We start from the raw sequence: 13,607 nt of genomic DNA, 5'->3' as shown, positions 1-13,607 counted from the left end.
GGGAATTCTGGCACTGCTTTGCAGGCTACGTCAAACGCTTAACGTGGTTGCTGACGTCCTTTGCGTCAAGCGCTTGATGCCTTCTCGCAGGTCAGGGCCGCTTATGAACGCTACGATCGATGCATGGAATCCCTGGATCGGCGCCACGGTCGCGCGCCCCGCTCACCTCGCGTGACGGCTGCGATGGTGGCCGCCCGGGCAGGCGTTTCGACGGCGACCGTGTCACTGGTGGCGAACGGAAAAACGCAAGGGCGGGTATCCGAGGACAACATTTCCCGGGTCCGTTCTGCCATCGCCGAACTCGGCTACGTGGTGGACAGTATTGGCAGTTCCCTGGCCCGCGGTGTCAGCTCGATTGTCATCCTGGTGACGCCGGATGTTTCCAACCCCTTCTTTGCCAACGTCATCGCGGGCGTTCGGGAATCACTGGGTTCCGAATACCAGCTGCTGCTCTCCGTAACCGACGCCGGAGAATCACCGCAGGCTGACGACGTCCGCAAACTTCTGGCACTCCGCCCTGCCGGCTTGCTGGTAGGTGCACCCAGCGCGGAGTTCCTGGAGGAACTGTCCCCCTCGGGCCCTCTGGTGCTGTTGGACGCGCCGGGCCTTGAGTCCTACGCGCCTTCCGTGAATCTCGACGTCGCCCAAGGCGCCCGCGAGCTGGCCCGGCACTTGGCGGCTTCAGGACACACCCGGGCTGCCTACGTGGACGGCGTGACGGGTACAGCCACTTTCCAGTTGCGGCGCGAAGCCTTCCTTGCAGAGGCTGCATCCTGTGGACTTTCCGTGGCTGATGGGCATGTGGTCAGCACCCCGATCGACGTCGGTGCCGCCGCCGCTGCGTTCGCTGCTGCCTGGCCGGAGTGGCAACGCGAGGAGGTCACCGCCGTCGTTTGCGGTACCGATACGCACGCCTATGGCGTACTGCAGGAAGCCCGGGTTGAGGGTGTACGCATCCCTGAGGAACTGGCGGTGGCAGGCTTCGATGATCTGCCCTACTCGGCCACCAGCAACCCCAGCCTCACCAGCGTCCACCTGCCGGCGACGCCCTTGGGACGCAAGGCGGGGGAGCAGCTGCGCGGGTTGATGGAAGGCCTGCCGCTGGAGGAATCGCAGGTGACGCTCGGGAGCTCGTTGGTGGTGCGGGGATCTACGTCTCCTAGCTAGGAGACAGGGGGGCGGAGCTGCGCTTCCTATACGGGGTTCGACACCGCGAAGTAAACCTGCTGCGCGGTCATCCAGTCAGCACCAGGGTTTGCCCCGCTAGTGGATGACTGCGAGCAGGATGCCCACGAGTACGAACAGACAGCCGAAGACGCGGTTCAGGACTTTCTGGCCCTTTTGGTCATGGGTAAATCGCTGGAAGGACCGCGCCGCCAGGGCGAAGAAGAACCACATCACCATGATGTCGATGACCAGGACGGTGACTGTCAGCACCGCATATTGCTGGAGCAGCGGCTGGTCCGGCCTGATGAACTGCGGCATGAACGCCAGGAAGAACACAATGGCTTTGGGGTTCAGCAGGTTCACCCAGATGCCGCGTTGGAACATGGACAGGGCGGACTCGTTCTTCTGGGTGTCCACCTTCTCTTTGTCCAAGTCCGGCTTGTGCAGGAATTGCCGGATACCGAGGTACACCAGATACGCGGCGCCCGCGTAGCGAATGACGTTGAAGATCACCGGCGAGTTGGAAACCAGCACACCCACACCCAAGGCCACGATGACGATATGGATGACCAGGGCCACCTGCTGCCCGAGAATGCCCCAGATGGAGCGTCGGAAGCCGGAATTGAGCGAGTTGCTCATGGTGAAAATGGCACCGGCGCCGGGAGTGAAACTGATCAGGGTGCCGGCGCCAACCAGGGCCAGCCAAAGTGAAAACTGCACATCTCAGCTTATGCCCGTGAGGTGGGTTCTCCGGACGCGTTGCTTCACCACCTACTTTGGCGGCTGACGAGGCGGAATGCACTCGGAATTGGTTGATTCTCGCGCCCCCGCGGATCAAAGAAGGTGGTGAAGGTACAGCCACGGGGCCGGGCCGTAGGGCAAACTGGTGCCGTGAGCGGAATCCCCTGGGTACTGCACGTTGATCTCGACCAGTTCATTGCGGCGGTCGAGGTACTGCGCCGGCCTGAACTCGCCGGCAAACCGGTCATTGTGGGTGGCCGGGGAGATCCTACGGAACGGGCCGTGGTGTCCACGGCGTCTTACGAAGCCAGGGCCTTCGGAGTGGGGTCCGGGATGCCCCTGAGGATCGCAGCCCGTAAAGTGCCCGACGCCATCATCCTGCCGGTCGATCAGGAGGCCTACCTCGCCGCCTCGGAAGTAGTGATGACCACCCTCCGCGCACAGCCGGGAGCCACCGTGCAGGTGCTGGGGTGGGATGAGGCCTTCGTGGGCGTCGAAACTGAGGACCCTGAAGGGTATGCCAAGCAGCTCCAAGCCGCCGTCCTGGAACATACCCAGCTGCACTGCAGCGTGGGCATCGGCGACACGTTGGTTCGCGCAAAGAACGCCACGGATTTCGGCAAACCGGCAGGCATCTTTCGGCTGACCAAAGAGAACTGGCTGGACGTCATGGGGAGTCGGCCCACCAAGGAGTTGTGGGGCATCGGAAGCAAAGTGTCGCAGCGGCTGGCCAAGCACCACATCACCACGGTGGCAGAGCTCGCTGCGTGCGATCCCCAGGATCTCGTCCCTGAATTCGGGCCAAAGATGGGCCCGTGGTACGCCCGGTTGGGACGCGGGGAAGGTTCCAGCGAGGTGGATGACACGCCGTGGGTCGCCCGCGGGCACAGCCGGGAGACCACGTATCAGCAGGATCTCACTGACCCCTCACACATCGAGGACGCCGTGAAGGAACTGACGGCGCAGGTCCTGGAAGACGTCGCAGCGGAGGGGCGCCCGGTGATCGGGCTGACCCTGAAAGTCCGTTATGCACCGTTCTTCACCAAGACTTACGCCAGGAAGATCCCCGAGACTTTTGACAGGGATGAAGTCCTCGCGCGGGCCCTGGACCTCACCGCCAAAATGGAGCCGGACCGTCCCATCCGGCTCCTCGGATTGCGCGCCGAGATGCCGATGCCCGAGGAAGCCCGGAAAGGACATACGCCGACGCGCAGCGGCTGGTGATAGCTAACGCCCGACGGCGGCCCGGCAGCTACCAGCGCGGGTGGATCGCTTCGCCGAAGTAGCGGTCATAGATATCCCGAACTCCTTCAGCCAGCCCTGCCCCGACGGATTGCATCCCACCGGCCTCGGCATTTGCGGCCGCCTGCGAAGCGGATCGTGCACCGGGAATGACCGAGGTGACACCGTCCTGGGCGATGACCCAGGCGAGGGCCGCTTGTGCGGTGCTGACGCCGTCGGGCACTAATCCACTAAACTCTTGAGCGGCTTTAACACCGGTTGCGAAATCGACGCCCGAGAACGTCTCGCCGACGTCGAAGGAAGACCCGTCGCGGTTGTAATTCCGGTGGTCGTCCTCAGGGAACTCGGTGTCCGGGGTGTACTTCCCGGACAACAAACCGGAGGCAAGCGGCACCCTGGCAATAATGCCAACGCCTGCTTCCTTGGCTGCCGGCAGCACCTCGTCGAGGGGCTTCAGGCGGAAAGCGTTGAGGATGATCTGCACGGATGCGGTGTTCCCGCGCTTAATGGCTTCAAGGGCCTCATCCGTACGCTCGACGCTGACGCCGTAATTGCGGATGGCGCCTTCACTGACCAAGGTGTCCAAGGCGTCGTAAACTTCGTCGCTGCTGTAGACGGACGTGGGAGGGCAGTGCAATTGGACGAGGTCCAGGCTGTCCTGCTGCAGGTTCCTCCGCGAACGGTCGGTCCACGCCCGGAAGTTCTGCAAGGTGTAGTTCTCGTGGACCTGATCCACGCGGCGGCCCATTTTGGTGGCAACGGTGAGGTCCAGGTCCGGATGTGCCCGGAGGAAGCGTCCGATGAACTGCTCGCTGCGGCCGTCTCCATAAACGTCTGCGGTGTCGAAGAAATTGACGCCGCCTTCCACCGAGGCTTCAAGGACGGCAAAGGCGTCCTCTTCGGTGACGGAACCCCAGTCGGCTCCGAGTTGCCACGTTCCCAGTCCGACGGTGGAGACGGACCGGCCGGTCTTGCCAAGTATGCGCTGTTCCATGGTTTCGACTATATGGGTTATTGCTCGTCCATCCGCGCTACTTTCCCCATTAAGTACTTTCGTTCGGGCAGGCTTCCGGTCTTCTTGGCAGCCGAGAGGTACGCTGCGCGGGCCTCCACGTAGGCGCCCGACATCTCCAGTAAATGGCCCCTGACGGCGTCCAAGCGGTGCGTCCGGCCAAGCGCGCCATCCAACCCGACAAGCAGGTCGAGTCCGGCGGCCGGTCCATGAACCATGGCCACCGCTACCGCCCGGTTCAGCGTGACCACGGGACTGGGTGCAACTGCTTCAAGGACTCTGTACAGCGCGAGGATCTGCGGCCAGTCTGTCTCTTCGCCGGAGACCGCCTCCGCGTGAACGGCCGCGATGGCCGCCTGAAGTTGATACGGCCCGGCGGCTCCGCGCCCGAGCACGGAGGAAAGCAGCGCGATGCCCTCTTCGATCTGCGTCCGGTTCCAGAGCCGTCGGTCCTGTTCCGCCAAGGGCACGGGTGTTCCGTCCGGCAGCGCACGCGCCGTGCGTCGGGAATCGGTCAGCAGCATCAACGCCAGCAGGCCCACGGCCTCCGGTTCGTGCGGTGCAACGGCCACCAGCAGGCGCGCCACCCGGGTGGCTTCAGTGGTGAGCTCCTCGCGCTGCAGCGACGGACCCGAGCTTGCAGCGTAGCCTTCGTTGAAAATCAGGTACAGCACGTGAAGTACGACGCCGAGCCTTGCCTTGCGCTCGGAAGCCGGCGGCATGCTGAACGTGGCTCCCGCTTTTTGGATCCCTTGTTTCGCGCGGCTGATGCGTTGTCCCATGGTCGATTCGGGGACCATGAAGGCCGAGGCGATTTCCGCCGTCGTGAGTCCTCCGACGGCCCGGAGCGTCAAGGCGAGCTGCGACGGTGCCGATAACGCCGGGTGGCAGCAGAGGAACATCAGGGTGAGGGTGTCGTCGGCTTCCGGGAGGGAGCTGTAGGACAAATCCACGGTCATGGCCGCGACTCGTTCTTCGCGGGCTCGTCGGGCGCCTTCGCTTCGGTAATAATCCACCAGCCGACGGGATGCGACCGCCATCAACCACGCCTTGGGGTTGTCCGGGAGCCCGGAGGGCCACTGAAGAGCGGCCTCAAGGAGCGCTTCCTGGACGGCATCCTCACAGGCATCGAACTGTCCATGCGTACGTGCCAGCACGCCGAGAACCTGCGGCGCCAACGTGCGCAGCAGGTCCTCGAGTCGCGTTTCCCGCGGGGAACCCAGTTAGACCTCCGGCAAAGCTTCCTGTGGCGGAGCTTCCTGGACTGCGCGAAGCTCAACCACCTGTGCGTACTTCACGATGCTTGAACAGATCTCAACGGCACGTTCTTCGCTGGCTACATCGACCACCCAGTAGCCCACCAGCGACTCCTTCGACTCTGCGTAAGGGCCATCCGTGGTAATGACGCCGCCGGGGGTCTGTTTGACCAGCTTCGCGGTGCTGCCATCGGCCAGGCCTGCGTTGAACACCATCTCGCCGGACTCCGTCAGGTCTTTGTCGATCTGAATCATGAATCCGATCATTTCCTGGATCCAGGCGGGGTCGGCGGTCTCCATCATGCCCTCGGCCGACCCGAACATCATGATCATGTATTTCATCTCAAACTCCTTATGAGGAGCGCCCTTTGTGGGTGCTTTCACTCAAGGGTCGGAACTGCGGTGGGCATTTCTACATGGTGGGGCAAACTTTTTGTGAGGACTACCTTTTTCTGTGATGACTAAGCGCGGGCTATGACTTCACCATTCGGAATGAGGAAGAAACCGTCATCGGTAGCGCCCCATCGATGCCAGCCAGCGGCGATCCGGGCGAGATCGGCCTCGTTGGCGAATCCGTACTCAAGGGCTTGCTCGGCGAAGGCTGAGTGCAGCACGCGTTCGCTCCACACCCTGGATTGCCACGCGCGCTGCTGTGCGGTGGCGTAAAGCCAGTTGCTGCTGGTCGGCGCCACCTGGGTGAAACCTGCTTGCTGAGCCCACGAAACCAGGCGTCGGCCGGCGTCGGGTTCTGCGCCGTTGCGCCGGGCGATCTTTTGGTAGAGCTCCATCCAGTCGTCCAGCTCGGGTACTTCCGGGTACCAGCTCATGCCGTGGAAATCAGCGTCGCGGACGGCAACGATCGCCCCGGGTTTGGCCACGCGACGCATCTCGCGGAGGGCGGCGACGGGGTCGGTCAGGTGCTGGAGGACTTGGTGGGCATGGACGAGGTCAAAGGACTCGTCCTCAAAGTCGAGGTCGTAGATGTTGCCTGTCTGGAAGGCCACGTTGTCCACGCCGCGCTCGGTGGCCAGTTCGGTGGCTTGAGCGACGATGTCGGCGGACCGGTCCAAACCGATGACTTGAGCGGGCGCAACCAGCCCGGCGAAGTCGCAAGTGATACTGCCTGGTCCGCATCCGACGTCGAGCACTGACGTTCCGGGGGTGAGATGGGGGATCACAAACGCGGCCGAATTCTCGACCGTCCGTGAGGCGTGGGCCCGGACAACCGACTCGTGGTGCCCGTGGGTATAGACATCTTCAGGCTGCTGCGCGTTCATAGGGAAACGCTACAACTTTGAAGGTGAATTTAGGTGGAGCGCGTTGCGTCGGGTTGGGTGGCTTCCTCGCGGGCTGCGAGGGTGGCTTCCACCATGTCCGTCATGAACCGGGTGACCAGCTCCAGCTCCTCAGGGCTGTACGCGGCCATGGCCTTGCCCATCCGGATAGCCAGCGGCATGAACATTGCGCTGCCATCCCGGTACGCCTTGGGTGTCATCTGCAACTGGACTTGCCGGCGATCCGTGCCAAGGCGTTCGCGGACCACGTGTCCGGAGGCATGCAGGCGATCAACCAACGCAGTGGTGGCGGGGGAGCTGAGCCGCAGTTCGGCGCGGAGAACGCCGGGCGTCACAACTTTGCCGGCTGCGGAGTGGCGCATGATGACGGCGAGTGCATTCAGGTCCGTGCGGTGCATGTCGTTTCGGCCACCTGCAGCGTCCACGTAGTGGTTCGCTTCGAGGGTGAAGTCCTGCAGGAGGCGAACCAGTTCCTGGGGGGCTGAGTTCTCGGGCCGGCTCGCCTCAGGTCGCGGGACTGTTGGGTCCGACATGTCCGCCCTCCTGCCAGTCGTCTCATATTTGCTGCCTTCCGGATATTACTCCCAGCGGTCCGGTTATCCGGCATCAACAGCAATCGGAGCTTCCAATAGTTCCATGATAGAGATAATCTATGATGGAATAAAGCTCGCCGGTCATCCCCGAAGAAGAAGGTCTCATGAACTCGCAGAAAGTACCGTTCTGGCTCCGCTGGCTAGTGCCCGTGGTGCTTGTCATTACGTGGCTCGGCATTGCCGGCATCGGCGGCCCCACCTTTGGGCGATTGGAAGAGGTCTCCTCAAACGACCAGGCATCCTTCCTTCCCGCCGGCGCCGAAGCCACGGAAGCCGGCGATTGGCAGGCCAAGTTCAGGGACTCGGAAGAGATTCCTGCGGTGGTCATCGTGGAGAACGGCACCCCCTTCACCCCGGCTCAGCTGGGCGAAGCAGCCCAACTGAAAGCCGACATCGAGGCACTCAAGCTGGGGAGCGCCGTCGTCGGGCCTATTCCGTCCGAAGACGACAAAGCCGTCCAGTTCATTGTTCCCATGGCGTCTTCCGATGAGCTGCGGGAGAAGGTCCAGGAGCTGCGCGACGTCGTGCAGCCCGGTGCCCCGGAGGGAATGCAGGCGTTCGTCACCGGGCCGGCTGGCCTGACCGCCGACCTCGTCAACGCGTTCGGCGGAATCGACGGCATTCTGCTGTTGGTTGCCCTGGGGGCCGTGTTTGTGATCCTGCTGTTGGTTTACCGCTCGGTGGTGCTGCCGCTGGCGGTGCTGTTCACCTCGGTCTTCGCATTGTGTGCCGCGATTCTGCTGGTGTTCGGCATGGCCAAGCTCGGCTGGATCCAACTGAACGGCCAAAGCCAAGGCATCCTTTCAATTCTTGTGATTGGTGCGGCTACCGACTACGCACTGTTGTATGTTGCGAGGTTCCGTGAAGCCCTGACTCACACCACTAACCGCACGCTGGCAGTCATTACGGCCTGGAAGGCATCGTTCGAACCAATTCTTGCCTCGGGTGCCACCGTGATCATCGCACTGCTCTGCCTGCTCTTCTCGGACCTGAACTCCAACAAGGCCCTTGGTCCTGTGGCCGCTGCCGGCATCCTCTGCTCCCTGTTCGCCGCACTCACACTCCTGCCCGCATTGATGGCTCTGCTTGGACGATCCGCTTTCTGGCCCTTCCGGCCCAAACTGCTGCCCGACGACGAACGCGAACCAGAGATTGTCACCGGACTTGAGGGGCAAAAGGGTCTGTGGCGCGCCACGGGTCGGCTGGTCTCCAAGCGGCCGCGCGTTGTGTGGGTGGCTTCGGTCCTGCTGCTGCTTGCCGCTTCGACCGGCTTGATGCAGTTGAAGGCCAACGGGGTTCCGCAAACGGACGTCATTCTTTCCGCATCCGACGCCGTCGACGGCCAGGAAGCGCTGGCGCGCCACTTCGACGCCGGCAGCGGCAGCCCCGCCGTCGTGGTGACTTCCGAAGGTGCTGCGCAGCAAGTGCTGGAGAAGGTCAAAGCGGCCGACGGCGTGGGCGACGCTTACCTGCTGGCTGATGGAAATGTTCCCATCACCGGCGCTCCCGGGACTCCTGCTGATCCGGCTGTCCGCGAGGGCAGGGTCCTGATCAATGCGACGTTGAACTCAGCTGCGGATTCGATTGAGGCTGAAGAGACGGTGAAGTCGCTGCGGGTGGCAGTCAAGGAGGCCGACGCCGACGCTCTGGTAGGTGGGGTGACGGCGACGGCACTGGATACCAACACCACTGCGCAACGCGACCTGGTGGTCATCATTCCGATCGTGCTGGTGGTCATCCTGTTCATCCTGATGCTCCTGCTGCGTTCGGTAGTGGCACCCGTGCTGCTGGTGCTCTCTGTGGTGCTTTCCTACGGTGCTGCGATGGGTGTCTCGGCCTGGGTCTTCAATGGAGTCTTCGGGTTCTCCGGCGCTGACGCTACCGTGCCGCTCTTCGGTTTCGTGTTCCTGGTAGCACTTGGCGTGGATTACAACATCTTCCTGATGAGTCGTGTCCGCGAAGAGTCCTTGAAGCATGGGACACGTCCGGGAATCCTGCGGGGATTGGCCGTTACCGGCGGTGTCATTACCTCTGCCGGGGTGGTCCTGGCCGCTACCTTCGCGGCCCTTGGTGTCATCCCCATCATGTTCCTGGTCCAGCTCGCGTTTATTGTGGCGTTCGGTGTGCTGCTGGATACGGTGCTGGTCCGCTCCTTGCTGGTTCCCGCGCTGGCCTACGATATCGGCAGCAAGATCTGGTGGCCGGGAAAGCTGGCGCGTGAGTCTTCGCCGGCGCAGATCGCTCCTCGCGAGGAGGAAGAGGCGTCGGTCGGCCGATAATCGTCAGTCAATGACCGGCGAGCGGCGCTCCAGCAGCAGGGTGTCGCGCCATTGTCCGGCGGCGGGTCCGGTGCTCACGCGAGCAATACGGTCCCGCCGCCCGACGATGGCAAAACCATTGGCCTGATGCAGCCGAAGGCTGGCCTGGTTCTCCGGGAAGATGCTGGACTGGATGGTCCAGATTCCTTGCGCCTCCGTGGAGGTGGCGAGCGCCTGCAGAAGCAGCTTCCCAACGCCTTGGCCGCGGGCGGCTCCAGCCACGTAAATGGAGTGCTCAACTACGCCGGCGTAGGCCGGTCGTGAGGAAATGGGTGAGACCGCGGTCCAGCCGAGGATGGTGCCCTCCTTGCTGACTGCCACGAATCGGTGCTCAGGCAATCTGGAGTTATTGAAGGCATCCCAGTCGGGGGCGGATGATTCAAACGTGGCGAAGCCGGTATCGATGCCCTCCTGGAATATCTCCCGTACGGCTGACCAGTCGTGAGGCTCCATTGCCCTAAGCGTGACCGTCACAGCTTGGCCAGGATGCCGGCAACGCCGTCCAATGCGCCCGGGACCAGGGAATAGTATGCCCATGTACCGCGCTTTTCGCGGTGTAGCAGGCCCGCGTCCACCAGGATCTTCAGGTGGTGCGACACCGTTGGCTGGCCGAGGCCCAGTGGCTCCGTGAGGTCGCAGACGCATGATTCGCCCGAAGATTCGGCTTTGACCATGGATAGAAGCCGCAGCCGGTTGGGGTCGGCGAGGGCCTTGAACACCATTGCTTTTCGCTTGGCTTCCTCTGCACCCAGGGCAGGCTGGCCCGTCGGCTCGCAGCAGTCTTGCCCGTTGGCCGGCGCGAGTGTGGGTAGTGCGGTCATATACCTATTATGCCGGAACATTGACGATCATCAATATACGCCGGTTCGCGAGCTTGGATGGCCCCCTAAGGAAGCAGGTTGGGGATCTGTTCGACCCGCTGACCATTCTTCTTCACTTCTGAATAACCCTTGGGTGCAAGGGTAGATCAAGCCCGCTCGTCCACTGTGTGCGGCACAACGACATCCTCCGCGATGCCTGAACCTGCGGGGAAAAGCATGAGGAGAAGGCCGAGTCCAACGGCGGCACCGATCACTTGCGCCAGGACAAAGGCCGGTGCGGAATCGGGTGCGATGCCTGCGAACGTGTCGCTGAAGATTCGTCCGACTGTCACGGCAGGGTTCGCGAAGGAGGTCGATGACGTGAACCAGTAGGCCGCCCCGATGTAGGCCCCAACAGCGGGGGCCGCCAAGGAGCCCCTCTTGGTGGCGGCCAGGGAAAAAATCAGAAGAATCAACCCGGCCGTGGCCACAATTTCACCCAGCAGGTGGCCAGGGGTTGCACGGTCTTTAGTGGAGATTGACGTGCCGACCTCAAACATGGCGTTCGCCAGCACGCTGCCACCGATCGCGCCCGCAGTTTGCGAGGCAACGTACGTGGCAACTTCCTTCAGCGCCAGCCCGTTGCTGGCTCGTCTGCCCAGGATCCAGTCCACCAGGGACACTACCGGGTTGAAGTGCGCCCCGCTGATTGGCCCAAAGACCAGTATGAGGACAGTCAAACCGAGCACGGTAGCAGTGCTGTTCTGGAGCAGCTGCAGGCCGACATCATTGGGGGAGAGCCGCTGCGCCGCGATGCCTGAGCCCACAACGATGGCGACTAGCAGGCAGGTCCCCAAAGCTTCAGCAAGGGCGCGGCGCCACAACCCGGGCGAATGAGTAGTCATGGGAACAGCTTGACTGATGAAAGTAGTTCAGTCAAAATTGAATCAATGAACATTGAGCAAAACTCGAGTCTCTTGGAGCGGGCAGCCAAGTATGCGGCCTTGGCTGATCCCGCCAGGCTGCGCATCGTGGATCTGTTGACCTTGGGGGACCTGTCGCCCACGGAGTTGCAGTTGGAATTGGGCATGCCCGCAAATCTGCTGTCGCACCATTTGCGATCCATGGAAGCTGCAGGTTTGGCCGTTCGGCATCGTTCGGAGGCCGACAAGCGCCGCAGCTATGTCAGGCTGGCTGCAGGGGCACTGGAGGGCCTCACCCCCGGCCGCGAGCACGGCGCTCGGCGGGTCTTGTTCGTCTGTACCCGAAACAGTGCGCGCTCGCAGTTGGCAACTGCGCTCTGGCGAACAGCCAGTGACATCCCCTCCGTGTCGGCGGGAACTCATCCTGCGGAACACGTGGCGCCTGGTGCGGTGGAGGTCGCACGCCGTCATGGCTTGGATCTTGCGGGAGCAAAACCCTGCCTGATAGACCAAGTGGCGAGCGAGGAGGATCTAGTGGTCACCGTCTGCGATAACGCACACGAGGAACTGACGGGATTGCGCGGCATTCACTGGTCAATCCCGGATCCTGTCCGGATCGCCAGTAAGGAGGCGTTTGAGGATGCATTCGCCGATATCTCGCGCCGCGTCCATGATCTCGCCCCTCGCTTGCGGGCAGCTTAGTCCCCGATTTTCATATATTGACAATGATCAATCTATAGGCCGATACTCAATGCATCGATGAATATCAATATTACTCATCGCGGCATTGGTGCGGAATGATCCCAACCGACCCAAACCGACCCAGGAGACCCCGTGAGCACTGAAACCGCCAAGAAGCCATCCGTTCTGTTTGTCTGCGTTCATAACGCGGGGCGCTCGCAGATGGCCGCAGCTTTCCTTACAAACCTCTCTCAAGGTGCCGTCGAGGTTCGATCAGCCGGCTCCCAGCCGGCAGACAAAGTCAACCCGGCTGCGGTTGAAGCCATGTCTGAGCTTGGCATCGACATGTCCACCGAGATTCCCAAGGTCCTGACTACGGAAGCCGTCAAGGAGTCCGATGTCGTGATCACCATGGGCTGCGGAGACGAGTGCCCGTATTTCCCGGGCAAGCGCTATGAGGACTGGGTTCTCGAGGACCCCGCGGGACAGGGCGTGGAAGCTGTCCGTCCCATCCGCGATGAGATCAAGACCCGCATCGAGGGCCTCATTGCCTCGCTGATCCCCGTCGCCAAGTAACCCAACTGCCAGGAGCGATTCCGTGAGTAACGAACAGCTGATCATTATCGGGTCCGGCCCTGCCGGCTACACTGCCGCCATCTATGCTGCCCGCGCGGGCCTAAAGCCCTTGGTTCTGGCCGGTTCGGTCACCGCTGGCGGGGCCCTCATGAACACCACGGAAGTAGAGAACTTTCCAGGCTTCCCGGGTGGGATCCAAGGTCCCGAGCTCATGGATGGGCTCCAGGAGCAGGCGGAAAAGTTCGGCGCGCGGATAGTGTTCGACGACGTCACTGAGGTTGATCTCAAGGGTCACCTCAAGCGTGTGGTCACCGGAGCCGGCGAGACCCACGAGGCACCTGCCGTGATCCTCGCTACGGGATCTGCCTACAAGGAGCTTGGGCTTCCGGAAGAGAAGAAACTCAGCGGGCACGGTGTCTCCTGGTGTGCCACGTGTGACGGCTTCTTCTTCCGCGAACAGGACATCATTGTGGTTGGTGGCGGAGATTCCGCCATGGAGGAAGCTACCTTCCTGACCCGCTTCGGCAAGTCCGTCACAGTGGTGGTGCGCAAGGATGAGCTGAGGGCCTCGCGCATTATGGCCCAGCGAGCCAAGGACAATCCCAAGATCACCTTCGCCTGGAACTCCGCTATCACCAAGATTCACGGCGACACCAAAGTCACAGGTGTCACCCTCACGGACACCCGCACCGGCGAAACCCGCGAGCAAGCGGCCACCGGTATTTTCGTCGCAATCGGTCACTTGCCGCGGACTGAACTCGTGGAGGGGCAAGTGGACCTCGACTCTGAGGGTTACATCAAGGTGGACTCACCCACCACTTGCACCAACCTGTCGGGCGTCTTTGCCTGCGGCGACGCCGTAGACCACCGTTATCGCCAAGCCATCACAGCGGCGGGCACCGGTTGCTCCGCTGCACTCGATGCTGAGCGATACCTCGCCGCCTTGGACGACGCCGACAGCATCGCCACCGCATTGGTTGAAGAGCCCACCCACTTCTAAGCG

General features: G+C 62.4%; 15 protein-coding genes. 6 read left to right on the top strand and 9 right to left on the bottom strand.

The window, feature by feature from the left end; all coding sequences use genetic code 11:
- The first annotated feature begins 123 nt into the window (after positions 1-123).
- Positions 124-1,167: a LacI family DNA-binding transcriptional regulator gene (locus A477_RS0116760; RefSeq protein WP_017200090.1), complete on the top strand. Its 1,044-nt coding sequence runs from the start codon at positions 124-126 to the stop codon at positions 1,165-1,167.
- A 96-nt stretch (positions 1,168-1,263) separates the two neighbouring features.
- On the opposite strand, the gene A477_RS0116755 is transcribed toward A477_RS0116760, so the two are convergent.
- Complete coding sequence (locus A477_RS0116755; RefSeq protein ID WP_017200089.1) at positions 1,264-1,887, bottom strand: LysE family transporter; 624 nt, start codon at positions 1,885-1,887, stop codon at positions 1,264-1,266.
- A gap of 171 nt (positions 1,888-2,058) precedes the next feature.
- Here A477_RS0116755 and A477_RS0116750 point away from each other — a divergent pair, with 171 nt between their 5' ends.
- Positions 2,059-3,132 (top strand): DNA polymerase IV, encoded by a 1,074-nt coding sequence (locus tag A477_RS0116750; RefSeq protein WP_026005712.1) that lies wholly within the window; start codon positions 2,059-2,061, stop codon positions 3,130-3,132.
- A 28-nt stretch (positions 3,133-3,160) separates the two neighbouring features.
- Here the strand turns inward: A477_RS0116750 and A477_RS0116745 are convergent, their stop codons facing one another.
- From A477_RS0116745 to A477_RS0116725, 5 genes are all read right to left on the bottom strand, one after another.
- Positions 3,161-4,144 carry an aldo/keto reductase gene (locus A477_RS0116745; protein ID WP_017200087.1) on the bottom strand — a complete coding sequence of 328 codons (984 nt, stop codon included), beginning with the start codon at positions 4,142-4,144 and terminating at the stop codon, positions 3,161-3,163.
- A gap of 17 nt (positions 4,145-4,161) precedes the next feature.
- A complete protein-coding gene (locus A477_RS0116740; protein WP_157367113.1) occupies positions 4,162-5,349 on the bottom strand; it encodes a DUF6596 domain-containing protein in 1,188 nt (395 codons plus the stop codon).
- Between the two features lie 36 nt (positions 5,350-5,385).
- The gene (locus tag A477_RS0116735; RefSeq protein ID WP_017200085.1) at positions 5,386-5,760 is read right to left on the bottom strand and encodes a YciI family protein; all 375 of its coding nucleotides are present in this window, start codon (positions 5,758-5,760) and stop codon (positions 5,386-5,388) included.
- A 119-nt stretch (positions 5,761-5,879) separates the two neighbouring features.
- A complete protein-coding gene (locus A477_RS0116730) occupies positions 5,880-6,695 on the bottom strand; it encodes a methyltransferase domain-containing protein (RefSeq protein ID WP_017200084.1) in 816 nt (271 codons plus the stop codon).
- A gap of 29 nt (positions 6,696-6,724) precedes the next feature.
- Complete coding sequence (locus A477_RS0116725) at positions 6,725-7,246, bottom strand: MarR family winged helix-turn-helix transcriptional regulator (RefSeq protein WP_017200083.1); 522 nt, start codon at positions 7,244-7,246, stop codon at positions 6,725-6,727.
- Positions 7,247-7,410: 164 nt separating this feature from the next.
- On the opposite strand from A477_RS0116725, the gene A477_RS0116720 reads away from it, so the two are divergent.
- Entirely contained in the window at positions 7,411-9,585 is a 2,175-nt protein-coding gene (locus A477_RS0116720) for an MMPL family transporter (RefSeq protein WP_017200082.1), read from the top strand.
- 3 nt (positions 9,586-9,588) lie between these two features.
- Here A477_RS0116720 and A477_RS0116715 read toward each other — a convergent pair whose 3' ends face one another.
- The 3 genes from A477_RS0116715 to A477_RS0116705 all read right to left on the bottom strand — a co-directional run bounded on the left by A477_RS0116715 (position 9,589) and on the right by A477_RS0116705 (position 11,329).
- On the bottom strand, positions 9,589-10,098 hold the full coding sequence (locus tag A477_RS0116715) for a GNAT family N-acetyltransferase (protein WP_017200081.1): 510 nt from the start codon (positions 10,096-10,098) through the stop codon (positions 9,589-9,591).
- On the bottom strand, positions 10,095-10,445 hold the full coding sequence (locus A477_RS0116710; RefSeq protein ID WP_017200080.1) for an ArsR/SmtB family transcription factor: 351 nt from the start codon (positions 10,443-10,445) through the stop codon (positions 10,095-10,097). Before A477_RS0116710 ends, A477_RS0116715 begins: the two co-directional genes overlap by 4 nt.
- Before the next feature lie 146 nt (positions 10,446-10,591).
- Positions 10,592-11,329, bottom strand: coding sequence for an aquaporin (locus tag A477_RS0116705; protein ID WP_017200079.1), 738 nt, complete (start codon positions 11,327-11,329; stop codon positions 10,592-10,594).
- 45 nt (positions 11,330-11,374) lie between these two features.
- Between A477_RS0116705 and A477_RS0116700 the strand changes: the two genes are divergently transcribed.
- The 3 genes from A477_RS0116700 to trxB all read left to right on the top strand — a co-directional run bounded on the left by A477_RS0116700 (position 11,375) and on the right by trxB (position 13,604).
- Positions 11,375-12,049, top strand: coding sequence for an arsenate reductase/protein-tyrosine-phosphatase family protein (locus tag A477_RS0116700; protein WP_017200078.1), 675 nt, complete (start codon positions 11,375-11,377; stop codon positions 12,047-12,049).
- 132 nt (positions 12,050-12,181) lie between these two features.
- The gene (locus A477_RS0116695; RefSeq protein WP_017200077.1) at positions 12,182-12,604 is read left to right on the top strand and encodes an arsenate reductase ArsC; all 423 of its coding nucleotides are present in this window, start codon (positions 12,182-12,184) and stop codon (positions 12,602-12,604) included.
- Between the two features lie 22 nt (positions 12,605-12,626).
- Positions 12,627-13,604, top strand: a complete 978-nt coding sequence (trxB, locus tag A477_RS0116690; RefSeq protein ID WP_017200076.1) for a thioredoxin-disulfide reductase — start codon at positions 12,627-12,629, stop codon at positions 13,602-13,604.
- Positions 13,605-13,607 lie beyond the last annotated feature (3 nt).

It is taken from the genome of Arthrobacter sp. M2012083, assembly GCF_000281065.1.
Taxonomy (GTDB): Bacteria; Actinomycetota; Actinomycetes; order Actinomycetales; family Micrococcaceae; genus Arthrobacter.
The sequence above is the reverse complement of the archived record's forward strand: the minus strand, read 5'-3'. Positions and strand labels throughout refer to the sequence as shown.